This window comes from Acrocarpospora sp. B8E8, assembly GCF_039871605.1.
Taxonomy (GTDB): Bacteria; Actinomycetota; Actinomycetes; order Streptosporangiales; family Streptosporangiaceae; genus Acrocarpospora; species Acrocarpospora macrocephala.
On record NZ_JBDPLV010000082.1, the window covers coordinates 1 to 23334 of the forward strand.

A 23334-nucleotide genomic window follows, 5' to 3' on the forward strand; every position below is an offset into this window, starting at 1 on the left:
TTGAGATGAGGTCTCCCACCCTGTGAGGGGGTAAGGCTCCCGGTAGATGACCGGGTTGATAGGCCGGGTGTGGAAGCGCGGTAACGTGTGGAGCTGACCGGTACTAATAGGCCGAGGACTTGACCATGAAGCAGTCTTTTGCTGCGGTGGTTGTGCTGCGCTCTGGGGCATGTGTGTTGTGTTCTGGGGCTGCGCGAACTCTTTGTAGCGATGTTTTGCTCGCGTCCACTGTGTGATTCTGAGACAACAAGCAGATACGCGTGCGTGCATGTGTGTGTTGGTTGTTTGTTTCATAGTGTTTCGGTGGTTTTAGCAGTGGGGAAACACCCGGTTACATTCCGAACCCGGAAGTTAAGCCCTCCAGCGCCGATGGTACTGCACCGGGGACGGTGTGGGAGAGTAGGACGCCGCCGGACAATCTTTAACGTTAGCCCCAGCCAGTACGGCTGGGGCTTTCGTGTTTTCTGAGGCTTTTCTGGGAGCTTCGCCAGGCAGGGGACAACCCACCCAAACCCCCACTAAGTTGGGTCCCAAACCCGACGCCGCTCCCCGGAGACCCCCCATGGCGCCCAGGCACGCGACGATCGCAGCCGCACTCGCCCTGGCAGCGGCCTGCGCACCGGCCTCTCCGTCGGTCACCCCCGCGGCGACTCCCCAGCAACAATCCGCTCCTGTCAGCCTGAGCGCGGTCGCCACGGAGAGAGCCGAACACGTCCTCCCGATCGACCAGGCAAAGCTCACCAAGCAGCTCCGCGCCTTCCTGGCCAAGCACCCCGGCCGGACAACCGCCGCCGTGGAAGACCTGCTAACCGGCCGCGTCTACCACTTCCGTCCCAATGAGCAGCTCCCGACCGCCAGCACCGCCAAGGTCAACATCCTCATGGCCGCCCTCCGGACAACCCGCTGGAAGAAACTCCCCGCCTCGGCCCGCCGCGACGCCGACATCATGATCCGCGTGAGCGATAACAAAGCCGCCGACCGCCTCTGGGAGCGAATCGGCCGAGAAGGCGGCCTGACCAGGGCAAACAAAGCCTTCAAACTCAAGAAGACCACCGCCATCGGCGGCCGCTGCGTAGACCTCTACTGCTGGGGAATCACCAAAACAACCGCCCCCGACCAGGTCCGCCTAATCAAACTCCTGGCCCGCAAGAACAGCCCCATCAAAGACCGCCGAACCATCCTGACCCTAATGGAAAAGGTAGTCCCCGAACAAAAATGGGGCATCAGCGCAGGCGCCTGCGAAGGCGAATCCGTCGCCTTGAAGAACGGCTGGCTCAAACACGTCTCGAACGAACAATGGGTCATCGTCAGCGTCGGCCTCATAGCCAACAGATTCGCCGTAGCCGTCCTCACCGAGGACAACCCATCCAGCGAGTCCGGCATCGCCAAGGTAGAAAAGATCACCGAACGCCTGATGGCGGCATTCCGCACGTGCCCGCCAGCAGAGTGACACCGGGTTGCTCGCCGTTATCCGGCGCCGTTTACGTCTAAGCCGCTTCTCGCCGCAGGTGGTCCGCATGGAGGGGTTGCGCGACCTCAGCCTGAGCGGGGACTTCACCGACGACGGCCTGGTCGCGCTGCGGTCGCTGCGCCGCCTGGAAACGCTCAACCTGCGCTCCGACCGCATGACCGGCGACATCGCCTTCCCCGATTCGCCGCTGCTCACGGTCAGGTTGCGCGGGCGGGCCCTCAGCGACCAGGTGTTCTGGCGGGTCGCCGAACTCCCGCTCGCGGTGCTGGCCGTGACCGGGGACGGGATCACCGGGTCCGGCCCCGGCGCGTTCGTCGGCTCGACGCGACCCGGGCTGAGCCGAGCAGACCGCCGCTCCCGCTACCGGGTGCCAGGGGCGATGTGGTTACCAGCCCAGCTCGCTGTCGTCTTCCTGGAAGGTGCCCGTGGGTCCGTCGCGGCCGATGGTGGCCATGCGGACGATGTTCCGTGCGCTGATCTCGACCGGGCGGCCGTGGCTGTTGTCGTGGCCACCGAGCTCGGTTGCGGTGTAGCCCGGCTCGACCGCGTTGAATTTGACCTCGGGCACTGCTCTCGCGTACTGGACCGTGAGCATGGAGACGGCCGCCTTGCTCGCACCGTAGACGATCGCGGAGACGTGCGACGCGGGGCGGGCGGGGTCGTGGTTGGCCGTGAAGGAGCCGAGCGCGCTGGAGACGTTGACGACGACCGGGTTGGCGGACTTCTTCAGCAGCGGGAGTGCCGCTTCCGTGACGCGGACGATCGAGACGGCGTTCGTGTCGAACACCTTCAGCGCGTCGGGGCCGTTGAGGGCGAGCATGGCAATGCCGGCGTTGTTGACGAGCACGTCGAATCCGCTGTCGGTCTCGATCTGCGCGAAGGCCGCGGCGACGGAGGTGTCGTCCGTGACGTCGAGCTGGACAAAACGGGCGCCGAGTTCCGCCGCGGTCGCACGGCCGCAGGCTTCGTCGCGGGCGCCGACGTACACGGTGTGCCCGACGGCGGTCAGCTGGCGGGCCGTTTCCTTGCCGAGGCCTCGGTTCGCCCCGGTGATAAGTGTGGTGGTCATGGTCCGAGCTTGGGAGATTGGTCAAAGGTCAGGCAGTCGTTCGGTTTTCCTAGGAATGCTAGGGCCAGGACAACGGCGGCACCTTCGTGCAGAGTGAATGAGTGGAGTCGTGGGAGTTCAGCCGGATGGTGCGCCGTTGGCGTGATCGTGTCGCGCCCGAGACCGTCGGTGTGCCTGTCGGCGGGCGCCGCCGGGCGAGCGGGCTCCGCCGCGAAGAGCTCGCCGGGCTCGCCGGAATCTCGGCCGACTATCTGACCCGGCTCGAGCAGGGGCGGGCGACAGCGCCCTCGGCGCAGGTCGTGGAGTCGCTCGCGCGGGCACTGCGCCTGTCCGACGCCGAGCGTGACCTTCTCTACCGGCTGGCCGGCCACGCCGCTCCCGGACTCGACGTCGTTCCGGCACGCATCACGCCGAGCGTGCAGCGCCTGCTCGACCGGTTGACACACACTCCGGTCGTGGTCTACGACGCCACCTGGACGCTCATTCTCGCCAACGCACCCTACGACGCGCTCATGGGCGAAACGTCCACCTGGCGCGGGATCGAACGCAACGCCGTCTGGCGTAACCTCGTCGGGCCCGGCACCCGCACCGTCCACACCGCGGCGGAACACGCCGACCACGAGGCGCGACTCGTCGCCGACCTGCGTCTCACCGCCGCCCGGTATCCCGCCGATCGAACGCTGACGCGGCTCGTCAGCGAGCTCGCCGCCAAGAGCCCGCGCTTCGCCGAACTCTGGGAGTCCGACGCCCCCGAGCCGCTCCCGGACCCGTCAAGGCGCAAGGTCATCGACCATCCCGCAGTCGGCCGCATCATGCTCGACTGCGACACACTCATCGTCGCCGCAGACGATCTGCGCATCACGGTGTACACGGCCGAGCCTGGCACCGAAGACGCCGCCCGCCTCGAACTCGCCATCGTCCTCGGCACGCAGACGCTCGTCGAATAACTGCCCGGACAAATCCCGGCTAGTGGGCCACCGTGTGGAAGACCGTCTACTACCGCGCCGACCCCGAGCAGGTCGCCGATGGCATGTACTCGGCGATCATCCGCGCAACTAAGCCCGCCAGCGCCGACGACAAGACCACGGCCAGCATTGCCGGCGCGGCACCGGCACAGGCCCGGCACTCGCAGGCCGCGCCCAGGCACAGCTCGTCTGCTGTGGGGTGACGGCCTGCTGCACCCCGGCCGACCAGACCGACGATCCCGCGCTCACCGTGACCCAGGCCAAGACACAGGCAGGCTGCGGCTGCCAAAGCGGAATTCAGCCATCAAGATGACGTACGCCCCTGGCTCCGACGTGTTCAGCGGTTCGGCGTGAGAGTGGGGAGCGCGTGGATGGTGCCCATGATGCGGGTCAGGCTGGCCAGCGCTGCCAGGGTCATTGCCCACGTGGGGGGTACCTCCACAAGCACGACGGCCAGCAGGGCCAGGCTATCCAGGACAATCAGGCCGCCGCTGGCGGCCAGAACGGCGGGCCGGGTGCGCCGGTAGTGCCGCCTGGTGCGCACCACCGCGAGCAGCAGCAGTGCGCAGAGCGTCAGCAGCACGCCGTAGCCGATCTTGATCTGGGCGGGGATTGGCCATCGCCATGCCTGGGTGGACAGCAGGGTGGTTGCCCATAGCGCGGCCATGACCGGGCCGGTGGCCAGCAGCAGCGTTGCCGCGCGCCGCCAGGGGGAGGCGCGGATGAAGGCGGCCGTGACGGTATCGGCGTCGCCGAATTCGGCGATCGCTGCCCGTGCGGCCGCCTCAGGGTCGCCGCGCCACGCGAGTTGGTGCTCATATGCCTCGCTCAGGCCGTCGGCCAGTTCTTCGGCGACTTCGGCGGGCAGCCGGGCGGCGAGCAGGCTGAGCTCGGCGTCGATTAGTTCGTGGCCGGCCATGACCCGGCCTTCAGTGCCGCGGTGACGGCGTCGGCGAACTGCCGCCAATGGTCGCGTTCCCCGCCTAGGGCGGCCTGCCCGGCGGCGGTGAGCCGGTAGGTACGGCGGCGGCGCCCGCCGACCACCGACCAGGTCCCGGTGATCAGACTGGCCCGCTCCAGCCGGTGCAGGGCCGGGTAGACGGTGCCGGTGGGCAGGTCGAAACGGCCGCCGCTGGTGTCGCGCAAGGCTTCTTTGACCGCGTATCCGTGCAGCGGCCCGTCTTCCAGCATGGCCAGCAGCAGGCCGTCCAGGTGCCCCTTGAGCGCCTCAGCCTTCATAGGTAGCAACGCTATATCGGGCCTTCTCTCCCGGCAATATCCGGAGTAGCATCGCTATATATAGTAACGCTACATATGAGGTCGCGATGGGCGGAATCGATCTTCTCGGGATCCCGGTGCCGGACGCGGGTCCCGTCTTCCTGGTCGCCCTGGCGGTCCACATCGTGGCTGGCGTGACGTGCGTCGCATTCGGGGCCGTGTCCGCGCTGTCAGCGAAGGGCGGGGTCTGGCATGTGCGGTCGGGCCGGGTCTACCTATGCGGTCTGGGCGCGGTGTTCGCCTCGATGGCGGTCTTGTCGGGTATCCGCTGGCGGGAGAACGCCCACCTGTTCGCCATCGGCTGCCTTGCCTTCACCTCCGCCTTGACCGGCTACCTGAACCGGCGACTACGGCCCCTACTCCATATCGCGGGCATGGGCACCTCCTACATCGCCCTGCTCACGGGGTTCTACGTCGACAACGGTGCCACCCTGCCGGTCTGGGACCGACTGCCCGGCTGGAGCTACTGGGTCCTGCCCAGCCTGCTGGGACTTCCCCTGATCGCGCGAGCCATCTGGCGCAGGCGTCCGGTGAAGACGACAACCTCGTGATGGTCGGCCCGCCCGGGGCCAGTCGGTGGAGCCACTGTCGGCTCCCCAAAGCCGGAAAGACCCGGCGACTCGACACCGAATCCACGCAGAATGGGCAGGACGCACACCGGCCGCAGCCGGTGGGCCACTCCCGGCGGCGTGAGTCCCGGCGCGAACAATTCCGCCGCCTCAAAACGGACCAGCTCCCGATTCGGCCGGCCCTCCGCGTCATCACACCACCATCCGGGTACCGCATAGCCCCGGTGTAGTTGCTCGGGTCTAGGGAGTGACCAGGCGGTAGCCGACGCCTCGGACTGTTTGGATGAGTTTGTCGTCTTCGTCGCCTAGGCGGGCGCGGAGGCGTTTGACGTGGACGGCGATGGTGTTGGTGGACATGGCGTCTACCGAGTGCCAGACGTGGCGCATGATCTGCTCGCGGGTGACGGTGCGGTCCGCGTTGCGCATCAGGTAGTGGAGGAGCTCGAATTCGCGGAGGGGCAGGTGGACCACGCGGCCGTCGACCTTGACCTGGTAGGCGGTGACGTCGAGGGACACCTCGCCGATGGTCAGGACGGTGCGCTGGATGCCCTGGCGGCGGAACGCGGCCTGGACCAGGGGGAGAAGTTCGGGAACGCGGTAGGGGCGGGCGACGCAGGCGGTGGCGCCGGCCGCCAGTGCCTCCATGGCCTGTTCCGCGTGGCCTTCGCCGACGCCGAGGAGGACGGGGATGGCGCGCGCCAGCCGTACCGCACGGACGAAGTCGACCGGGCCGATGATCGGCAGCGAGGCGCTGATCAGCACGGCGTCGGGGCGCAGGGCGCCTGCTTGAAGCAGGGCCTGCGCCCCGTCGAAGACACCGGTGACGTCGATGCCCTCGGATTCGAGTTCGGACGTCAGCGTCTGCACCATGTCACTGTCGGGATCCGCGATCAGTAGCACCGGCGCCGATCGAGTGTCCCCCTCCACTGCGGGTGCCGTCACCCGGGTCCTCCCTGCGAGTGTGCCTGTGAACCAGAGCGAGTTCCGAAGAAACGATCAGCCGAAGCGTCCGGTGATGTAATCCTCGGTCCGCTTGTCGGAGGGCTTGGTGAAGATCCGGGTGGTCTGGTCGAATTCGACCAGGCGCCCGTGCCGCACCCCGGCGCTGTCGACGTCGGCGGTGAAGAACGCGGTCCGGTCGGAGACCCGGGCCGCCTGCTGCATGTTGTGGGTGACGATCAGGATCGTGTATTCCTGGCGCAGTTCCTGCATCAGGTCTTCGATCTTCGTCGTCGCGATCGGGTCGAGGGCCGAGCAGGGCTCGTCCATGAGGATGACCTCAGGCTTGACCGCGATGGCCCGGGCGATGCACAGTCGCTGCTGCTGACCGCCGGACAGCGAGAGCGCGTTCTGCTTGATCTTGTCCTTGACCTCGTCCCAGAGGGCGGCCCTGGTGAGCGCCTCCTCGACGATGGTGTCCATGTTGCCCTTGATGCCGTTGACCCTAGGCCCGTACGCGACGTTGTCGTAGATCGACTTCGGGAACGGGTTGGGCTTCTGGAAGACCATGCCGATCCGGCGACGGACCTCGATCGGGTCGACGTGGTCCCCGTACAGGTCCTCCTCGTGATAGAGGATCTTGCCCTTGATGTGGGCACCTGAGATGAGATCGTTCATCCGGTTGAAGCAGCGAAGTACGGTGCTCTTGCCGCAGCCGGACGGGCCGATCATGGCGGTGATCTCGCGACGACCGATCATCATATCCACGTTGCGGACCGCTTCGTAGTCGCCGTAGAAGACGCTGAGATCCTCGACTGTGAACACCGGGTCGAGCGAGCCTGGAGTGTTCGGCACTTCGGGGCCACGGATGGTCACGTTGGGCTGGGACACTTGAGTCACTCTGCCTGCCTGAGTCGATGCGTGGTCCATGGGCTTACCAGCGCTTCTGGTATCGGTTGCGGAGCCAGATGGCGACGGAGTTCATCAGCAGCAGGATCGCCAGCAGCGCGACGATGGCAGCCGCCGCGAGGACGTGGAACTCCTCACGCGACTGGCTGATGAAGTTGTAGATCTGCAGGGGCAGCACGGTGAAGCTGCTCCAGACCCCTTCCGGGTTGAAGCGGACGAGCGTCGCCGCGCCCAGCATGAGGAAAGGGGCGGCCTCGCCGATCGCCCGGGACAGGGCGAGGATGGAGCCGGTCGCGATGCCGGGGATGGAGGCGGGCAGGACCTGGCGCCAGATCGTCTGCCACTGGGTGGCGCCGAGGGCCAGCGAGCCCTCCCGGATGGACGGAGGAACCGCCCGGATGGCCTCGCGCGCGGAGATGATGACGATCGGCAGCACCAGCAGGGATATAGTGATCGCGCCGGTCATGACGGTGAAGCCGAACTGCAGCCAGCGGGCGATGATGCCCAGACCGAGAATTCCGTACACGATCGAGGGGACCGCGGCCAGGTTGCTGATGTTCAGCTCGATGACCTTGTTGTACCACCTGGTGCGGTCGGCGTACTCCTCCAGGTACACGGCGGCGAGAATGCCGGTGGGGAGGGCCATCAGCGCGGTGAGTGAGATGATCCAGAGGGTGCCGATGATGCCGGACTGGATGCCCGCCGTCTCTGGCCTCCGAATCGACGGCATGTTCTCCCAGAGGAGGGAGTTGAGCCTTGGCCAGCCCTCTTCGACGACGTAGATGAGGAGCATGCCCAGGAAGATCAGCGCGATGGCCAAGCTGGAGAGCAGCGCGATCCGGAAGAGGTGCTCCTTGAGCGGTCGTCCCTTACTGGCGAGCTCGACGGCTGACTGTGGTGTGGAGAGTACAGCCATTACTCATACACCTCGCGATATTTCTGGACCATGCGGGCGCTGAAGTAGTTCATCAGGAACGTCATGACAAACAGCAACGAGCCCACCGCGAAGATCGTCTTGTACGGGATCGAGCCGACCGCTGCGTCACCGGAGCCCGCCTGGGCGATGAAGGCCGCCATGGTGGCCATCTCGTCCGCCGGGTTGAAGGTGAACACCGACTTGAAGCCGCCCGCGATCGCGACGATCATTGTCTCGCCCGCGGCACGGGAGATGGCGAGGATGACGGCGGCCACGATGCCGGAGAACGCGGCCGGCACGACCACCCGTACGGACGTGAGCATTTTGGAGGCGCCGAGCGCATAAGAGCCCTCGCGCAGGCCGTTGGGAACGGCGGTCATGGCGTCCTCGGAGAGGGACGCGACGATCGGGACGATCATCACGCCGACCAGAAGGCCGGCGCTGAGCGCGTTCTTGGCTTCCAGTCCGAGGAAGGGCAGCCAATCCTTGAGGAGCGGGGTGACGAAAGTGAGAGCGAAGAATCCGAAGACCACCGTGGGCACGCCGGCCAGCACTTCCAGGACCGGCTTGAAGATCTTTCGGACCCGGGGGGTGGCGTACTCGGACAGGAAGATCGCGGCGGCCAGGCCCAGTGGAACCGCGACGATGATGGCGATGAGCGTGATCTCCAGGGTGGCCACGATGATCGGCCACACCCCGAAGGCCGGGGGGGTGAACAGCGGTCCCCACGTCGTCGAGCCGAAGAACTCGCCGAGGCTCACCTCGGAGAAGAACTCGATGGTCGGCTGGAGCAGCGCGACTACGATGCCGACGGTGGTGGCGATGGAGACGAGGGCGGAGATCAGCAGGATCGCCTTGATCAGTTGCTCGCCGTAACGCGGGCGCGACCGCGCCAGGGACTTGGGGGAACCTGGCGCGGTCGCTCTCACCGGAGCCGACATCAGCTCGCCTTGAGGGCGGTCAGGTCGGACTTCAGCTTGGCCTCCTGCTCGGCGTTCAGCGGGATGTACTTCGCGTCCGTGGCGATCGTCCCGATGTTCGACACGTAGTAGTCGAGGAACGCGGCCACCTCGGGACGCTTGGCGGCGGCGGTGGACGGGTAGATGAACAGCGGTCGCGCGAGCGGGGTGTAGGTGCCGTTCTGGGCGGCCTCCACGCTCGGACTGACGCACCCGGCGCCGGAGTCGATCTGTACGGCGTTCAGCTTGTCGGCGTTCTCCTCGAAGTAGGTGAAGCCGAAGTAGCCGAGCCCGCCCTTGGCGCCGGCGACACCGGTGACGATGTCGTTGTCGTTCTCGCTCGGGCTGTAGTCCTTGCGGCTGGCGCCCTCCTCACCGTTCACCTCGTCGGTGAAGTAGTCGAAGGTGCCCGAGTCGGTGCCGGGGCCGTACAGCTTGAGAGGCTCGTCCGGGAACTTGGCGTCGATGTCCTTCCAAGACATGACCTTGCCTTCGGCGGCCGGCTCCCACATCTTCTTGAGCTGGTCGACGGTGAGGCAGGTGGCCCAGGTGTTTTCCTTGGGCACGACCACGGTCAGGGCGTCTACGGCGACTGTGAGTTCGCTGAAGGTGATGCCTTTGGCCGTGCAGGCCGCCTTCTCCTCGTCCTTGATCGGACGGGACGCGTCGGAGATGTCGGTCTCGCCCGCGCAGAACTTCTCGAAGCCGCCGCCGGTACCCGAGGTCCCGACCGCGATCTTGACGGTGGGCTGGTCCTCGCCGAACAGCTCCGAGGCTGCCTGGGTGAGGGGCGCTACGGTGCTGGAACCGTCTACCTTGATCTCGCCAGCGAGTGCGGCCGGCGCGCTTTCGGCACCGCCCGTGGTGGCGGCGGGTTCCGCCGTGCTTCCGCTGTCGCCGCCGCCACATGCAGCGAGCGAGAGCACGCCAGCGAGCGTCACCACGGCGAGTCGACCTGCATATTTCACGGTCTTTGTCCTCCCACTTTGTTTCATCAACGGGAAGGACGGTAAAGAGCGAAGGTGACCTAAGCCCCCGACAGAGGTGAACGGATAATGAACGGGCCGGGTCACTCTTGTGCGGTCGCGGAGAGGTAACAAGCAGGTCACAGGGATATTGAGCAGGTAGTCGGGCGCTTAGACGCTCGGCCGGTGTTCACAGAACGGTCGAACGCAGCCGGTCGTCGAATTCGCGGACCAGCAGGGAGGGCGGTCCCTCGTAGTCGCGCCGGAATCGGCGGACTCGCTGGAGCACCCGCTCGGAGGAGTAGACCACGCCCGCTTTGAGGGCTTCCTGGGCGAGGGTGAACGCCTCGTCCACCTCGCCGGCCATCCGCCGGGCGGTCGCGATCTCCAGCATCAGCAGGGCCTGCTGCTTGGCGGCGGGCCGCACCGACACCAGGGATTCGGTGAAGGCGGCGACGGCGTCCTGGGGACGGCCGAGCCGGACCATGACCAGAGCACGGTATCCGGCGAGCTTGCCCGGATCGAAGGGGAACACCCACGGCCATGGCGGCGAAACCGTGCGTTCACCCGCGGCCACCGCGAGTTCGGCTTCGCGTAAACAGCGCAGGGCGCTGTGCGCGTCGTGGCGGGCCGCGTGGCCGAGCGCCTCGATGCAGGCCAGCCAGGCGCGCGCGGTCGGGGTCGGGTGCGATCCGGTCCGCGCCCGGGCCTGGGCGACCATGGACAGGCCCAGCTGCGGATCGTCATGATCGATCTCGAAGGCGGCCAGGCTGCCCAGCATGTACGCCTCCAGCAGCGGATGCTCGGCCCGGCGCGCCGAATCCACCGCGAACCGGTAGAACATCCGGGCGGTGCCGATGTCCTGCATGTCGGCGTGCAGCCAGGCGGCGAACCCGGCGGCCTCGCTGACCGTCGGGCACACCTCGATCGCGAACGGCGTCTCCGCCGACCGGGCCAGGGCGCGCTTGGTCAGCTCCACGTGGGCGACCGCCCCCCGGGCGAGCTCGCGGGCGGGCGTGTCGGACTCCAGCCTGCGCTGCGCGCCGGTGATCGCGGCGAGCGAGGCGGCGGTGGTCTCGTCGGCGGCGCGGTAGGAGATCGACGGCGCCACCGGCAGCGCGGCCAGGAAGGCTACCTTGCTGAAGTCGCGGCGTTTCGTGGGATCCTCACCTCCCCGGTCGCCAATCCGGAGGAGGTACTGGGGCACGCCGAGCGTCCGGGCGATGTCCCTGATCTGGTCGACCGAGAGCATCTGCTGCCCGCGCAGGACCTTGGACACCCAGCTTTGCGAATAGCCGACCGCGTGGGCGAGTTGGCTCTGGGTCCAGCCATGAGCGGACCGGACCTCGTCGAGGAGCGTCGCCATGTCGCATTCCGCGAGCGCGGTGGCGACCAGGGGGCGGGCCCAGAATTCGGGCTGCAGACCGTTTCCGTCATGACCCATGACCGTAAGTTACTCCCGGTCCCGGCGTCACGCAGGAATTCGTCTCACGAATAGTGCGATTGCTGATCGTGGTGGCGTATTCCTCCGGTCGCTCGACCCTGTTGAGGATCGCGAGTATGGATGCTCTCACCAGGACAGGCTCGCGTGGAAAGGTCATGACCAGCTATCACGGCCCGCACGTGCCGAGTCGGCCGGAGCCGGACGCGAAACAGATCAACTGGCGCCCCGGGATTCGGCGGACCGATCGGGAACGTGTCCGGGCTCATTCGTGCTCGTGCCGGGGCGTGGTGTACGAATTCGTCGGCGCGGCGGGGCAGTACTTCATCCGCAGGACGACCCTGCAGACCGGCGCGATGGAAGAGACCGAGCGCATGCTGGCAGTGCGCGCCGAGCAGATGTGGGCCGATCTCTTCGCCGGCCGCGTGTATTAACCGGCGAGGCGCTTGAGCACCTCACTGTGGAGCAGGCCGTTGGTGCTGACCAGGTTGCCGACTTCCAGGGGTGACGCGCCGTTGAGCCCGGTGCAGGTGCCGCCCGCTTCCTCCACGATCACCGTGATGGCGGCCATGTCCCAGGGCGACAGTTCGGGTTCCGCCGAGATGTCGACCGAGCCCTCCGCCACCATGACGTGCGACCAGAAGTCGCCGTAGCCGCGGCTGCGCCAGACGGCGCGGTTCAGGTCGAGGAAGTTGTCGAGTTTGCCCGCCTGCTCCCATTCGTGCAGGTCGGAGAAGGACAGCGAGGCGTCGTCCAGGCGGTGCACCGAGGAGACCTGGCAGCGGCTGGCCTTCGTCAGGCTGCGGCCGGTCCACGAACCGCCGTCCTTCGCGGCCCACCAGCGGCGTTGCACCGCGGGCGCGGAGACGACGCCGACGACGACCTTGCCCTCTTCCATCAGGGCGATGAGGGTGGCCCAGACGGGCACGCCGCGGACGTAGTTCTTGGTGCCGTCGATGGGGTCGATGACCCAGGAGCGCATGCCGTATCCGGTCTTGCCGAACTCCTCGCCGATGATGGCGTCGCGGGGGCGGGCGCGGCGCAGGGTGCCGCGGATGGCCTCCTCGACCGCGCGGTCGGCGTCGCTGACCGGGGTGAGGTCGGGTTTGGTGTCGATCTTGAGGTCGACGGCTTTGAAACGGCGCATGGTGATGTCATCGGCGGCGTCCGCCATCACGTGCGCGAGGCGCAGATCGTCGCTGTATCCCATCACGGGACACAACGCTACCGCGTATACACGGGCCGCATCAGAGTCGGGATCGGGCCAAATGCTACGGGCCGGTAGCTAATCGTCGGCGTTTCCTTCGCGGCTGAGCAGGAGCCTGCGCAGCGATTCGAGGCGGGCGGGCTCGGCGTGTCCCTCGGCCACGAAGGCGTTGAGCGCGCAGTCGTCGCCCAGATGGTTGCACCCTTTGGGGCAGTTGACGGTGGCTTCGTTGAGGTCGGGGAAGGCCACCAGGACGTTTTCCATCTCCACATGGCCGAGTCCGAAGCTGCGCACCCCGGGCGTGTCGATGATCCAGCCGCCCTCCGGCAGTTCCAGCGCGACCGCCGAGGTGGAGGTGTGCCGCCCTCGCCCGGTGACCGCGTTGACGTCGGAGACCGCCCGTGCGGCGGTCGGCACCAGCGCGTTGACCAGCGTGGACTTGCCCACACCCGAATGCCCGACGAGCACGCTGACCCGGTTGACGAGATGGTCGCGAACCTCGGTCAGCGCGCCCCCCTTCCGGTGCACCAGGTACGGCACACCCAGCGGCTCGTACTGCGCCACCAACGGCCCAGGCGAGGCGAGATCGGCCTTGGTCAAGCAGAGCAGCGGTTCGATGTCGGCGTCGAAGGCGGCTACCAGCATGCGGTCGATCATCCGGGGCCGGGGCTCGGGGTCGGCCAGCGCGGTCACGATGACCAGCTGGTCGGCGTTGGCGACGATCGGGCGCTCGATCTCATCGTTGTCGTCGGCGCTGCGGCGCAACATCGAGCGGCGCTCCTCGCGGCGCACGATCCGGGCGAGCGTGTCCGGCTGGCCGGACACGTCCCCGACGAGGGCGACCAGGTCGCCGACGACGATGCCCTTGCGCCCGAGCTCGCGCGCCTTCATGGCCACCACGACCGCGGAGTGTTTGCCCCGGCGTCGCGGGATCGGCGCCTCGCCGTCCACCAGCGGGGGGAGGGCGGGGATGCTGGGACCGATCAGGCAGGTGTAGCGGCCACGGTCGACGGCGATCACGAAACCCTCGACGGCCTCCTCGTGGGCAGGCCGGAGCCGGGTCCTGGGGCGGGAGCCCTTCCCCGGCCGGACCCGGACGTCGTCCTCGTCGTATTCCCTCTTTCTCAGGACATGTCCCCCAGCATGTGCGCCCACATCCGGGTGAAGTCCGGGAGGGTCTTGCGCGTGGTGGCGATGTCCTCCACCTGGACTCCGGGCACGACCAGGCCGAGCACCGCGCCGGCGGTGGCCATGCGGTGGTCCTCGTAGGAGTGGAAGACGCCGCCGGTGAGCGCGCGCGGGCGGATCTCCAGGCCGTCCTCGGTCTCGTTGGCGTCGCCGCCGAGACGGTTGATCTCGGTGACCAGCGCGGCCAGGCGGTCGGTCTCGTGGCCGCGGATGTGCCCGATGCCGCGCAGCCGGGTGGGCGAGACGGCCAGCGCCGCCAGGGCCGCCAGCGTGGGTGCCAGCTCGGAGGCCTCGCGCAGGTCGGCGTCGAGGCCGGTGATCGTGCCGGTGCCGCGCACTTCGAGGCCGCCGGGCACCCGGGTCACCTGGGCGCCCATGCCGGCGAGGAGGTGGCGCAGGTGGTCGCCGGGCTGGGTGGTCTCCGCCGGCCAGTCCGGCACGGTGACCGCGCCGCCGGTGGCCATCGCGGCGGCGAAGAAGGGGGCCGCGTTGGACAGGTCGGGTTCGACGGTGAAGTCGGTGGCCGCGATCGGGCCCGGGGCCACCCGCCAGAGGTCGCGCTCGCTGTCGTCCACCTCGACGCCGCGGGCGCGCAGCATCTGGACGGTCATCTCGATGTGCGGCATCGAGGGCACCGGCGGGCCGACGTGCCGGACCGTCACGCCCTTCTCGAACCGGGCGGCGGCCAGCAGCAGACCCGAGACGAACTGGGAGGAACCGGAGGCGTCCAGGGAGACCTCGCCGCCGGTCAGCGGGCCGCGGATGGTGAACGGCAGGGTGTCGGCGCTGACCTGGGCGCCCAGGGTGCGCAGCGCGGACAGGATGGTGCCCATCGGGCGTTTACGGGCGGCCGGGTCGCCGTCGAAGGAGACCTCGCCGTCGGCCAGCGCGGCCACCGGGGGGACGAAGCGCATCACGGTGCCGGCCAGGCCGACCTCGATGTGGCCGCCGCCGGTGAGCGGGCCGGGGGTGAACGCCCAGTCCGCGCTTTCCGCGGTCTCGTTGGAGGCGGTCATGCGGGCGCCGAGCGTGCGCAGCGCGGCGGTCATCAGGTCGGCGTCCCGGCTGCGCAGCGCGAGCCGCACCGAACCCGGGCCGTCGGCGAGCGCGGCCAGGAGCAGCGCGCGGTTGGTCACCGACTTCGAGCCGGGCAGGCGGACGGTCGCGGTGACGGGCTCGGCGGCCGTCGGCGCGGGCCACAAGGGAGCGGACATGCGTCCAGCCTATCGGTGGGGCAGGATGTGAGCTCAATGAGAAAGGCGTGATCCTGGACAACCGCGGCGGTGAGTAGCCTGGTCGGTGGCAATGCGGTTGGCTATGGGGACGGGTTTCTCGTTGATATGTGCGGAAGATATGCGTCGGCGCGCAACAGGCATGATCTGCTGGAGGAGTTCGAGATCGAGCTCGACTCGGAGGAGGAGATCGAGCCCGACTACAACGTGGCCCCCACCAAGGACGTGTACGCGGTCATGAGCCGGGTCCCCAAAGTCGAGAGCGCCACCCAGCCGGTACGGCAACTGCGCGTGATCCGCTGGGGCCTGGTCCCCAGCTGGGCCAAGGACCCGTCGATCGGTTCCCGCCTGATCAACGCCCGGATGGAGACGCTGGCCGACAAGCCCGCCTTCCGCAAGGCGTTCGCGTCCCGGCGCTGCCTGCTCCCGGCCGACGGCTATTTCGAGTGGATGCCGACCCCGGACAAGAAGAAGCAGCCGTACTTCATCCACCCGTCCGACGGCGGGGTGCTGGCCATGGCCGGCCTGTACGAATTCTGGAAGGACCCCGAAGGCGAGTGGCTCTGCACCTGCACGGTGATCACCACAGCCGCCGAGGATCACCTGGGCGAGATTCACGACCGCACCCCGATGTGCATTGAAAAAGACCACTGGACAGATTGGCTCGACCCGCGCATTACGGACGCCTCTGAACTCCTGGTTCCGGCCAGTGCCGCCGGGCTGGTCGCGGAGCCCGTGTCAATGGCGGTCAATAACGTCCGGAACAACGGCCCGGAACTTATCCACCCACTTCAGGACACTGGGGACCCCAGCCCGCTCTTCTAACCGCCCACTGGTGTAAGAACAGCGCCAAGTGGGCATCCGGTGAGGAAAGCATGTAACAAATGGCCCTTGCCGGGAGACCGGGGGATATCTCCGGCGGGGGTTTCCCCCCATTTTCCCGGAGGTGCGGATTCGTGGACGACGCGACCGCGCGTATGCGCCTGGAGAGCATGCTCGAAGAACTGGACCGCTCGATCGGGGTGCTCACCGGAGACCCGGTCTCGGTGCGGGAGCGGTCGGCCGCCGACGCGGGCTCCGATCTGACGGATGCGGACCGCACCCGGGCGATGATCGATGTCGCCACCCGGCAGCGCACGGCCGTGCTGGCCGCGTTGAAGCGCTTGGACGAGGGCGGTTACGGCCGCTGCGTGGACTGCGGCAAGATCGTCCCAGAGGGTCGCCTGGAGGCGCGCCCTGAAGCCGCCCGGTGCGTGCAGTGCCAGTCCCGGGTGGAGCGCCGCCGCTAGGCGGGTTTGCGCGCGCTAGCCACCAGGTGGATGCCGACCGTGTCGTCGTCGTCGGGATGGGCCTCCAGCTCGGTGCGTACCAGCCAGGACAGGGAGCGGCCGTCGGCGCCTAGGACGTGGTCGACCGTGGACGGTGACAGCACCGTGCGCGGCCGGATCCACTCCACCTCCAGGCCCGCGTCGGCGAGCACCTCGCGCAGCTGCAGGCTGGTGAAGCACCGGGTGATGCTGCCGTCGGGCCACGGCACCAGCATGACCTCGCCGGTCTGGCACAGATGCGCCCAGTAGTTCTGCTCGGCCAGGATCGCCATGCCCAGCACCAGCGAGTCCACGCAGACCAGCGCCCGGCCGCCCGGCTTGAGCACCCGGGCCACGTCGGTCAGCGCGGACTCGGCCATGATGTCCATCGACAGCGCCCGCTCCTCGGCGACCACGGCGTCCACCGAGGCGTCCGGCAGGAACCCCAGATCGTCGGCCCGCACCTTGTGGATCAGATCGTCGGCTTCGCGCAGCCAGGGCTCCCCGTTCCTGCGGAAGTCCACCAGCTCCACCACCCGATGCCCGGCCCGCGCCGCCTGGGCCGGCCAGCGGCCGCGGCCCCCGGACAGGTCGAGCAGGAGCGAAGGCCGGTCCGGCAGCCAGCGCCGCAGCTGCTCGGCGACGACCGCGTGGTAAAAGGTCCAGTACGGCCCGAGGGTTCCCGTGCCGTTCAGTTCGGTGGCCGGAATGGGCAGCACGCTAGGCTCCTGGACGTTGGGTTCCGGGCTACCAGCCGGTACGTAGCTTTTTCCCCGAAGTTGGCCACCCGTACCTTTCCACGGGAACAGACTCTACGCGTGCCCTGTTGCAAAGGGGCATGAACGCGTTGCTGGTGAGGCCTTTCCAGGCTGCCGATGTCGTGCCGGTATTCTCGGGTGCGAACGGTGTCCTTGAGGGGGTGGGTCCGGTCTCCAAGACAGCCGAGGAGACTCTGGAGCAGCGCAGTGAGCGGTTCGAGCGGGATGTCATGCCGTACTTGGACCAGCTCTATTCCGCCGCGCTCCGGATGACCCGTAACCCCGCCGACGCGGAGGATCTCCTGCAGGAGACCTTCGCGAAGGCCTTCGGCTCGTTCCACCAGTTCCAGGTGGGCACGAACCTCAAGGCCTGGCTTTATCGAATCCTGACGAACACCTTCATCAACAGTTACCGCAAGAAGCAGCGGGAGCCCAAGCAGGCCGGGACCGAGGAGATCGAGGACTGGCAGCTCGCGCGGGCCGAGTCCCACACCTCCGGCGGGCTCAAGTCGGCCGAGATCGAGGCGCTCGAACACCTGCCCGACAGCGACGTCAAGGACGCCCTGGCGGCGCTGCCGGAAGAGTTCCGTATCGCGGTATATCTGGCTGATGTAGAGGGCTTTCCCTACAAGGAGATCGCCGACATCATGGGCACCCCCATCGGGACCGTGATGTCGCGTCTGCACCGCGGCCGCAGGCAACTGCGGGCGCAACTGGAGGATTACGCGCGCGAGCGCGGGCTTGTGCGATCGGAGGACGAGGCATGAGCTGTGGTGACCACCACGACACGGACTGCGGTGACGTGCTGGACCGGGTGTACAGCTACCTCGACGGGGAGCTGGACGAGGCCGGGTGCGCCGACATCCGGCAACATCTCGACGAATGTAGCCCGTGCCTGCGGGAATACGGCTTGGACAAGGCCGTGAAGCAGCTGGTCGCCAAACACTGCGGCTGCGATCCGGTCCCGGACGACCTCCGGGCCAAGATCCGCACCAGGATCGACGAGGTCCGCGCCGAACTGGTCGAGTGACCAGTGAACTAAGATCGGTGTCCATGCGGATACTGGTCACCGGGGGCGCGGGGTTCATCGGTTCGACGCTGGTCGACCGGCTGCTCGCCGACGGCCATGACGTGGTCGTCGTGGACGATCTGTCCACGGGTTCCCACCGCAATCCGGACGCGGCGCTGCACGTGCTGGACGTGCGCGATCCCGCGCTGGCCGAGGCCGCGAAAGGCGCCGAGGTGGTCTGCCACCTGGCCGCCCAGATCTCCGTACGGCGAAGCGTCGCCGACCCCGTCCTCGACTCCCGGGTCAACGTCCAGGGCACGGTCAACGTCCTGGAAGCCGCCCGCCGGGCAGGCACCCGCAAAGTCGTCTTCGCCTCTTCTGTCGCCGTGTACGGCACGCCCGCGACGATCCCCGTCCCCGGCGACGCCGTCCCCGACCCTCGTTCCCCCTACGCGGCCAGCAAGCTGAGCGCGGAGACGTACCTGTCGTCCTATCGCGCGCTCTACGGGCTTGAATACACCACGCTCGTGCTCTCCAACGTCTACGGCCCCCGCCAGTCCCCCGACGGCGAGGCCGGCGTCGTGGCCATCTTCACCGACGCGCTCCTGGCCGGGCGCCCCACCGTGCTGTTCGGCGCCGGCACCCAGACCCGCGACTACGTCTTCGTCGAGGACGTGGTGGACGGCTTCGCCCGCGCCTGCGGTCCGCGCGGCGACGGGCGGCGCTTCAACCTGGGCACCGGCCTGCAGACCACCGACCGCGACCTGCACACCCTGATCGCCGCCGCCGCCGGAGCGCCCGACCTGCCGGGCCTGGCCCCGGCCCGCCTCGGCGACCTCCCGGCCATGGCCGTGGACCCGGGCCCGGCCAGGGACGGCCTCGGCTGGCAGCCCAGAACCGACCTGCCCACCGGCCTGAAGATCACCGTAGAATGGGCACGCGACCACGCAACGTGATTGCTTGGTTACGTTTTGGCGGCGGTTCGCCGACATCCCTGACCAGGCACGTTGATTTCTGTAGCCTGAGTGGCGAATCGAGTGGAGGCAGCGCATGTCAACAGCGCACCCGGGAATCTCCTGGACCTGAGCACGCGCCTTCGTGAGGGATGGCCGCATTGCGGGAACTACCGTGGCCTGCCAAGGTCTACTTCGTCGTTCTCATCGGGGCCGCCGGAGTGCTGCTCGCCCGCAGCGCGCTGGCTTACGACCGCCTGGAGTGGTCGACGCTGCTCGTGCTCGCGCTGCTGTTCCTGGTGTGCGAGTCCGTCCCCACCCTGCTGAGCGTGCGGCAGGCGGCGGTGTCGGTCAGCTACTCCGCCGCGCTGGCCGCGGTCGTGCTGGTCGGGCCGCAGGGCGCGGCGCTGGTCGCGGCCACCGCGGTGCTCAGCGTGCGGCCTGGCCTGCCGATGGTGAAACGCCTGTTCAACGGCGCCCAGTTCGCGGTCTGCGGGTATGCGGCGGGGCTGGCGTACAACTGGGCGGGCGGCACGGTCGGGCTGCCGCAGAAGACCGACTTCCCGGAGATCATCCTGCCGTACGGGGCGGCCACCGGCGTCTTCTTGGCGATCAACTTCGTCCTGACCGCGTTGATCCTGGCGCTGGCCGAAGGGGTGGGCAAACGGCAGGTGCCGGTCCGGAACATGGTGCAGTTCCTCGTCTCGTACTGCGGGTATGCGACGTTCGGGCTGCTGATCGCCGGGCTGTGGGCCACCGTGCAGTCGATCTCGGCGGTGCTGGTGCTGCTGCCGCTGTTCGTGGCCCGCTGGGCGTTCGGGCAGTACCACGCCCAGCAGCGCTCGTACGAGGCGACGATCGCCGCCCTCTGCCAGGCCGTGGAGACCAAGGACTACTACACCCGGGGCCACTGCACCCGGGTGTCGCTGGCCTCCTCGATGATCGCCGAGGAGATCCGGATGGGCACCGAGCGCCTCAACGCCATCCGGTATGCGGGCATGCTGCACGATGTCGGCAAGCTCGGCGTGCCCACCAAGGTGTTGCAGAAGGACGGCGTGCTCACCGAGGAGGAGTTCGCCGCCATCCAGCTGCACCCGATGCGCGGCCTGGAGATCGTGCGCGGCATCGACTTCCTGGACGAGGCGTTCGCCGGGATCATGCACCACCACGAGAAGTACGACGGGCGCGGCTACCCGATGGGCCTGGCCGGGGCCGAGATCCCGGAGTTCGCCCGGATCATCGCGGTGGCCGACGCGTTCGACTCGATGACCTCCGACCGCTCCTACCGCAAGGCCAAGCCGATTTCCGACGCGGTCGGCGAGCTGCGCAAGAACGCGGGCACGCAGTTCGACCCGGTCATGGTGAGCGCGTTCATCCGGGCGCTGGACCGGGTCGGCTGGCAGCCGCGTACCATGCCGGAACCCGCCGAACCGGTGCGGGAGATGGCCGCGAAGGATCACGACGACCCGACGACGCCGATCCAGGTGGTGTCGGAGCGGTGACGATGACCAGCCGGAACATGGACGGGCTCGACTCGGGGCAGTTACTGCTGATCTGCGCGGCCGGGCTGCTCACCATCGCCGGGATCGCGCACACGGCCGCCGTCGGCCTGGTCGGCCCGCAGGTGGCCATCGGCTTCGGCGCGCTGATCGCGGCCGGGGAGCTGGCCCGGCTGACCATGCCGGGTAACCGCGAGGTGGCCCCGATCAGCACCGCCGCCGCGCTCGGCTACGCGCTGCTGCTGGACGTGGGCGGCGAGCCCGCCACCCATTCGGCGCTGCAGGTGGTCGCGGTGATGGCGGTCGGCATGATCGCGGGCGGGCTGCCGCACCTGGCGGTCGGCCGCGCGCCCCGGCTGGACGCGATCGCCCGGCGGCTGTTCTCCGGCTCGCTGCTGGCCTTCGCGTTCCGCCCGCTGGCCGACGTGCTGCGGCCGGAGCAGGGGGAGGGCTGGTGGGCGCCGCTCGGCGTGATGACCGTGCTGATCGGGCTGATGCTGGCCGCCGACGTGGTCATCGCCTCGATGCTCAGGGCCGAGCAGGTGCGCACCGCGTTCGGCGTCGCCGTACGCGACGAGACCAGGATGGCCGCGCCGCTGGGCGCGGCCGTGGCCGCCTCCGGCATCCTGCTGGCGCTGGCCTCGCACAGCATGGACATGACCGCCCTGCTGGCCTTCGCCGCGCCGCTGCTGGTCACCCAGGTCGCCTTCCGCAAGTACGCCGGGATCAGGGCCACCTATTTGCAGACCATCCGGGCGCTGGCCCGGGTGACCGAGGTCGGCGGCTACGTCGAGCCGGGGCATTCGCGGCGGGTCAGCCGCCTGGCTGTGGCGGTCGGCCGCGAGCTCGGCATGGCCGAGCCGGAACTGCTGGAGCTGGAGTACGCGGCGCTCATGCACGACATCGGCCAGCTCTCGCTGAGCGACCCGATTCCGGGCGGCGCGACCGTGCTCACCGACGCCGACCAGGCCCGCCGGATCGCCGCCCTGGGCGCCGAGGTGATCAGGGAGACCGGTGTGCTCGGCCGGGTGGCGGAGATCGTCCGCCGGCAGTGCGACGGGCTGGAGAAGAACCCGCCGGCGGCCAGTAGGATCATCAAAGCCGCCAACGCCTACGATGATCTCGTCAGCGGTTCCACCGACCGGGATCGGGCCGCCGCCGCGCTGGAACGGCTGCGCTTCGACGGCGGCGCCGAGTACGACCAGGACGTGGTCACCGCGATGGCCCGGGTTATCGACCGCCTCGCCCCGGTGAACCGGCTCTGAGCCCCAGTTGTGGGCTTCCTACAGATTGTGGCCGGGTGATCGGTGGTTTGCGATGTACGGCTGACAACAGGCACTGCCCATAGGGTTGGCTGCGTGTTCGACTCTGTACTGATCGCCAATCGTGGTGAGATCGCGCGCCGGATCATCAGGACCGTGCGCGGCATGGGCCTGCGGTCGGTCGCCGTGTACTCGGAGGCCGACGCCGACCTGCCGTTCGTGCGCGAAGCCGACCAGGCCATCCCGATCGGCCCGGCCAACCCCGCGCAGAGCTACCTGGACCAGGACAAGGTCCTGGAGGCCGCGCGGGACTCGGGCGTAGGGGCGATCCATCCCGGCTATGGCTTCTTCTCGGAGAACGCCGACTTCGCGCAGGCCGTGATCGACGACGGGATCGTCTGGATCGGCCCGTCGCCGGACGCGATCCGCCGGATGGGCGACAAGATCAACGCGCGCAACCTGATGGAGGCGGCCGGAGTCCCGGTGGCCGCGGGCACCCGCGAGCCGGTGACCGAACCCGGCGCGGCCGTGGTCGCCGCTGAGCGCATCGGCTACCCGGTCATGGTGAAGACCACGGGGGGCGGCGGGGGCATCGGCATGGGCGTCGCCCACGACGAGGAGTCCCTGGCCAAGGCGTTCGAGCAGGCCTCTCGCGCGGCGGCCAGGTTCGGCGGCACGCCGGCCATCCTGCTGGAGCGTTATATCGAGCGGGCGCGTCACGTCGAGGTGCAGATCCTCGGCTTGGCCGACGGCACCGTGCTGGCGCTGGGCGAGCGCGACTGCTCGGTGCAGCGGCGGCACCAGAAGGTCGTCGAGGAGTCCCCGTCGCCCGGTATCACGCCCGAGCTGCGGGCGCGCATGCTCGCGGCAGCCGTACGGGCCGGGGAAGCGGTCGGCTACCGCGGCGTGGGCACGGTGGAATGCCTGGTCGACGCCGACGCGCAGGACTTCGTGTTCCTGGAGATGAACACCCGGCTCCAGGTCGAGCACCCGGTCACCGAGCTGGTCACCGGCGTGGACCTGGTCGAGGCCCAGCTGCGGATCGCCGCGGGCGCTGATCTGGTCCTGGACGTCACGCCGAGCGGCCACGCCATCGAATTCCGGGTATATGCGGAGGATCCCAAACGTTTCTTCCCCGGCCCTGGCAAGATCGCCCTGTGGAAGGAACCCACCGGCGAAGGCGTCCGGGTCGACTCCGGCTATGTCGAGGGCAACACGGTGACGCCCTTCTACGACCCGCTGATGGCCAAGCTCTGCGTGCACGGCGCCACCCGCGCCGAAGCCCTCGACCGGGCCCGCACGGCGGTCGCCACCTTCGCGCTCGAAGGACCCAAGAACAACCTGCCGTTCTGCGCGGAACTGCTGGAACACCCCGAGTTCGTCAGCGGCGACTACGACACCGGCCTGGTGTCCCGCATGAGATCGTGATCAGGAAAGA

At 68.4% G+C, this 23334-nt stretch carries 26 protein-coding genes and 2 rRNA genes; 15 read left to right on the top strand and 13 right to left on the bottom strand.

The window, feature by feature from the left end:
• The 3 genes from ABGB08_RS46050 to ABGB08_RS46060 form a co-directional block, all read left to right on the top strand.
• Positions 1 to 127 (top strand): 23S ribosomal RNA (locus ABGB08_RS46050); the annotation flags it as partial.
• 172 nt (positions 128 to 299) lie between these two features.
• Positions 300 to 416: ribosomal RNA gene (rrf, locus tag ABGB08_RS46055) — 5S ribosomal RNA — on the top strand.
• Between the two features lie 377 nt (positions 417 to 793).
• On the top strand, positions 794 to 1450 hold the full coding sequence (locus ABGB08_RS46060; protein ID WP_347604166.1) for a serine hydrolase: 657 nt from the start codon (positions 794 to 796) through the stop codon (positions 1448 to 1450).
• A 406-nt stretch (positions 1451 to 1856) separates the two neighbouring features.
• Here ABGB08_RS46060 and ABGB08_RS46065 read toward each other — a convergent pair whose 3' ends face one another.
• Positions 1857 to 2540, bottom strand: coding sequence for an SDR family NAD(P)-dependent oxidoreductase (locus ABGB08_RS46065; RefSeq protein WP_347604168.1), 684 nt, complete (start codon positions 2538 to 2540; stop codon positions 1857 to 1859).
• A 101-nt stretch (positions 2541 to 2641) separates the two neighbouring features.
• Between ABGB08_RS46065 and ABGB08_RS46070 the strand changes: the two genes are divergently transcribed.
• Together ABGB08_RS46070 and ABGB08_RS46075 are read left to right on the top strand one after the other, a co-directional pair.
• Entirely contained in the window at positions 2642 to 3487 is an 846-nt protein-coding gene (locus ABGB08_RS46070) for a helix-turn-helix transcriptional regulator (protein ID WP_347604170.1), read from the top strand.
• 32 nt (positions 3488 to 3519) lie between these two features.
• The gene (locus ABGB08_RS46075) at positions 3520 to 3708 is read left to right on the top strand and encodes a hypothetical protein (RefSeq protein ID WP_347604172.1); all 189 of its coding nucleotides are present in this window, start codon (positions 3520 to 3522) and stop codon (positions 3706 to 3708) included.
• Positions 3709 to 3842: 134 nt separating this feature from the next.
• Here ABGB08_RS46075 and ABGB08_RS46080 read toward each other — a convergent pair whose 3' ends face one another.
• Entirely contained in the window at positions 3843 to 4424 is a 582-nt protein-coding gene (locus tag ABGB08_RS46080) for a permease prefix domain 1-containing protein (protein WP_347604174.1), read from the bottom strand.
• Positions 4406 to 4744, bottom strand: coding sequence for a helix-turn-helix transcriptional regulator (locus tag ABGB08_RS46085; protein ID WP_347604176.1), 339 nt, complete (start codon positions 4742 to 4744; stop codon positions 4406 to 4408). Before ABGB08_RS46085 ends, ABGB08_RS46080 begins: the two co-directional genes overlap by 19 nt.
• 86 nt (positions 4745 to 4830) lie before the next feature.
• Between ABGB08_RS46085 and ABGB08_RS46090 the strand changes: the two genes are divergently transcribed.
• Positions 4831 to 5334: a hypothetical protein gene (locus tag ABGB08_RS46090; protein WP_347604178.1), complete on the top strand. Its 504-nt coding sequence runs from the start codon at positions 4831 to 4833 to the stop codon at positions 5332 to 5334.
• A 258-nt stretch (positions 5335 to 5592) separates the two neighbouring features.
• Here the strand turns inward: ABGB08_RS46090 and ABGB08_RS46095 are convergent, their stop codons facing one another.
• From ABGB08_RS46095 to ABGB08_RS46120, 6 genes are all read right to left on the bottom strand, one after another.
• Positions 5593 to 6294, bottom strand: coding sequence for a response regulator transcription factor (locus tag ABGB08_RS46095; protein WP_246264475.1), 702 nt, complete (start codon positions 6292 to 6294; stop codon positions 5593 to 5595).
• A gap of 54 nt (positions 6295 to 6348) precedes the next feature.
• Complete coding sequence (pstB, locus tag ABGB08_RS46100; protein WP_347604249.1) at positions 6349 to 7161, bottom strand: phosphate ABC transporter ATP-binding protein PstB; 813 nt, start codon at positions 7159 to 7161, stop codon at positions 6349 to 6351.
• Between the two features lie 64 nt (positions 7162 to 7225).
• A complete protein-coding gene (gene pstA / locus ABGB08_RS46105) occupies positions 7226 to 8116 on the bottom strand; it encodes a phosphate ABC transporter permease PstA (RefSeq protein ID WP_347604180.1) in 891 nt (296 codons plus the stop codon).
• Entirely contained in the window at positions 8116 to 9057 is a 942-nt protein-coding gene (gene pstC / locus ABGB08_RS46110; protein ID WP_347604182.1) for a phosphate ABC transporter permease subunit PstC, read from the bottom strand. The genes pstA and pstC overlap by 1 nt, the downstream gene beginning before the upstream one ends.
• Positions 9057 to 10043 (bottom strand): PstS family phosphate ABC transporter substrate-binding protein, encoded by a 987-nt coding sequence (locus tag ABGB08_RS46115; protein WP_347604184.1) that lies wholly within the window; start codon positions 10041 to 10043, stop codon positions 9057 to 9059. Before ABGB08_RS46115 ends, pstC begins: the two co-directional genes overlap by 1 nt.
• 187 nt (positions 10044 to 10230) lie before the next feature.
• Complete coding sequence (locus ABGB08_RS46120; protein WP_347604186.1) at positions 10231 to 11484, bottom strand: helix-turn-helix transcriptional regulator; 1254 nt, start codon at positions 11482 to 11484, stop codon at positions 10231 to 10233.
• 155 nt (positions 11485 to 11639) lie between these two features.
• Here ABGB08_RS46120 and ABGB08_RS46125 point away from each other — a divergent pair, with 155 nt between their 5' ends.
• On the top strand, positions 11640 to 11915 hold the full coding sequence (locus ABGB08_RS46125; RefSeq protein ID WP_155345180.1) for a hypothetical protein: 276 nt from the start codon (positions 11640 to 11642) through the stop codon (positions 11913 to 11915).
• Here the strand turns inward: ABGB08_RS46125 and hisN are convergent.
• The 3 genes from hisN to aroA form a co-directional block, all read right to left on the bottom strand.
• Positions 11912 to 12694, bottom strand: a complete 783-nt coding sequence (gene hisN, locus ABGB08_RS46130; protein WP_347604188.1) for a histidinol-phosphatase — start codon at positions 12692 to 12694, stop codon at positions 11912 to 11914. The two genes, ABGB08_RS46125 and hisN, sit on opposite strands and share 4 nt — an antisense overlap.
• A 72-nt stretch (positions 12695 to 12766) precedes the next feature.
• Complete coding sequence (gene rsgA / locus ABGB08_RS46135) at positions 12767 to 13843, bottom strand: ribosome small subunit-dependent GTPase A (RefSeq protein ID WP_347604190.1); 1077 nt, start codon at positions 13841 to 13843, stop codon at positions 12767 to 12769.
• Positions 13813 to 15090 carry a 3-phosphoshikimate 1-carboxyvinyltransferase gene (aroA, locus tag ABGB08_RS46140; RefSeq protein ID WP_347604192.1) on the bottom strand — a complete coding sequence of 426 codons (1278 nt, stop codon included), beginning with the start codon at positions 15088 to 15090 and terminating at the stop codon, positions 13813 to 13815. The genes rsgA and aroA overlap by 31 nt, the downstream gene beginning before the upstream one ends.
• A gap of 126 nt (positions 15091 to 15216) precedes the next feature.
• Between aroA and ABGB08_RS46145 the strand changes: the two genes are divergently transcribed.
• Both ABGB08_RS46145 and ABGB08_RS46150 read left to right on the top strand, forming a co-directional pair.
• A complete protein-coding gene (locus tag ABGB08_RS46145; RefSeq protein ID WP_347604194.1) occupies positions 15217 to 15933 on the top strand; it encodes an SOS response-associated peptidase in 717 nt (238 codons plus the stop codon).
• 131 nt (positions 15934 to 16064) lie between these two features.
• Positions 16065 to 16397 carry a TraR/DksA C4-type zinc finger protein gene (locus ABGB08_RS46150; RefSeq protein WP_155361438.1) on the top strand — a complete coding sequence of 111 codons (333 nt, stop codon included), beginning with the start codon at positions 16065 to 16067 and terminating at the stop codon, positions 16395 to 16397.
• Here ABGB08_RS46150 and ABGB08_RS46155 read toward each other — a convergent pair.
• On the bottom strand, positions 16394 to 17134 hold the full coding sequence (locus ABGB08_RS46155) for a methyltransferase domain-containing protein (protein WP_347604197.1): 741 nt from the start codon (positions 17132 to 17134) through the stop codon (positions 16394 to 16396). The genes ABGB08_RS46150 and ABGB08_RS46155 overlap by 4 nt on opposite strands.
• Before the next feature lie 200 nt (positions 17135 to 17334).
• On the opposite strand from ABGB08_RS46155, the gene ABGB08_RS46160 reads away from it, so the two are divergent.
• From ABGB08_RS46160 to ABGB08_RS46185, 6 genes are all read left to right on the top strand, one after another.
• Positions 17335 to 17940, top strand: coding sequence for a sigma-70 family RNA polymerase sigma factor (locus ABGB08_RS46160; RefSeq protein ID WP_347604251.1), 606 nt, complete (start codon positions 17335 to 17337; stop codon positions 17938 to 17940).
• Positions 17937 to 18203 (top strand): mycothiol system anti-sigma-R factor, encoded by a 267-nt coding sequence (rsrA, locus tag ABGB08_RS46165; RefSeq protein WP_155361436.1) that lies wholly within the window; start codon positions 17937 to 17939, stop codon positions 18201 to 18203. Before ABGB08_RS46160 ends, rsrA begins: the two co-directional genes overlap by 4 nt.
• A gap of 23 nt (positions 18204 to 18226) precedes the next feature.
• Positions 18227 to 19138, top strand: coding sequence for an NAD-dependent epimerase/dehydratase family protein (locus tag ABGB08_RS46170; protein WP_347604199.1), 912 nt, complete (start codon positions 18227 to 18229; stop codon positions 19136 to 19138).
• Positions 19139 to 19287: 149 nt separating this feature from the next.
• Positions 19288 to 20637 (top strand): HD-GYP domain-containing protein, encoded by a 1350-nt coding sequence (locus ABGB08_RS46175; RefSeq protein ID WP_347604201.1) that lies wholly within the window; start codon positions 19288 to 19290, stop codon positions 20635 to 20637.
• A gap of 2 nt (positions 20638 to 20639) precedes the next feature.
• Complete coding sequence (locus ABGB08_RS46180; protein ID WP_347604203.1) at positions 20640 to 21899, top strand: HD domain-containing phosphohydrolase; 1260 nt, start codon at positions 20640 to 20642, stop codon at positions 21897 to 21899.
• A gap of 93 nt (positions 21900 to 21992) precedes the next feature.
• Positions 21993 to 23324 carry a biotin carboxylase N-terminal domain-containing protein gene (locus ABGB08_RS46185; RefSeq protein ID WP_347604206.1) on the top strand — a complete coding sequence of 444 codons (1332 nt, stop codon included), beginning with the start codon at positions 21993 to 21995 and terminating at the stop codon, positions 23322 to 23324.
• Positions 23325 to 23334 lie beyond the last annotated feature (10 nt).